This is a genomic window from Oleiphilus sp. HI0067, assembly GCF_001635735.1.
The window spans coordinates 1-916 of sequence record NZ_LWFI01001426.1 but is presented as its reverse complement, the minus strand read 5'-3'; the positions used below and the strand labels follow the sequence as shown (position 1 = coordinate 916).

Annotated in this window: 2 protein-coding genes and 1 pseudogene; all 3 read right to left on the bottom strand. The window is 43.9% G+C overall.

What is annotated here, in order from left to right; genetic code table 11:
• Window positions 1-199: pseudogene (locus A3739_RS23205) on the bottom strand (MSHA biogenesis protein MshE); the annotation flags it as partial.
• Entirely contained in the window at window positions 189-719 is a 531-nt protein-coding gene (locus tag A3739_RS23200) for a hypothetical protein (RefSeq protein WP_068475265.1), read from the bottom strand. The pseudogene A3739_RS23205 and the gene A3739_RS23200, both read right to left, overlap by 11 nt.
• A partial coding sequence (locus tag A3739_RS30295; protein ID WP_197472513.1) for a hypothetical protein occupies window positions 712-916 on the bottom strand: 205 nt, incomplete at its 5' end. The genes A3739_RS30295 and A3739_RS23200, both read right to left, overlap by 8 nt.

Here is a 916-nt window from a genome sequence, read left to right as displayed (position 1 = left end):
CAACAAACTGGAGCTTAAGCTGGCGAGACAGTAACGCGAGCAAATCCGTTTCAGATATAAACTGTTTTTCAATTAGGATTTTGCCGAGCCTAACGCCTGATTTTTTCTGACTCGCGAGTGCTTGATCAAGGTGATCCTGGGAGATAAATCCCTCTTGAATCAGTAACTCACCTAATGGCTGCTTTCTTTTATCTAGCATGACTAGGCTCCTTGACTGTTAGCCAACGAGGCTCAGTGTTAATCACCGCCAACTCAAAATTTAAGGCGCCTGAATCTGTTTGCGACTGCCAATCTAATACCTGTAAGTCCAAGTAAGACTTGTTCTCAACATAAGTCATAACACGTGCTAAATCAGACTGACTTGCATCTGCCGAGATACGGAAACGATGCTGATAGAACTCAACGTCAGATGCCGGTGCTTCAAATAAAAACTGAGAGCCTAGATACTGAACCTTTTGAACTTCATTCAATAACTCGCCGATGACCTGGCTAAGTATTTGACTACCCGGCGGTGCTTGAAGCAAAGAATTCGCAAGTTCTGTGGTTTTTGAATTATCAGATAAGGAAGAGGCCTCAGTTTGAGGCAGTTCGATATTGAACACCTGTGGCGCACTCTTGTGAGGCACCACAAAAGACACATAAGCAAGAATCAAAACCGCCAACAACGCAAAAGTCGTTAGTATCCGTTCGCGCAGGGTAAGCGTATTGAAGTTATTCATACGTAACTCCTGCGGCTATATTCAGCTTAATCGATGCATTCCATGCGTCAGAACGCTTTTCAATCGCGAACCCTGCCAAGGTAATAGTGCTCTCGGTGTTAACAGTCTGAGCAAGCCATTCAACCATAGGTGCTTGGCTATTAGCTTGTAACGACAGTTCTATTGATTGCGTATTAGCGCTAAACAATATCGTATCA

What these genes read in the sequence shown, in the direction of transcription:
- A3739_RS23200 (WP_068475265.1), bottom strand. Translation starts at nt 719, where the DNA reads ATGAATAACTTCAATACGCTTACCCTGCGCGAACGGATACTAACGACT.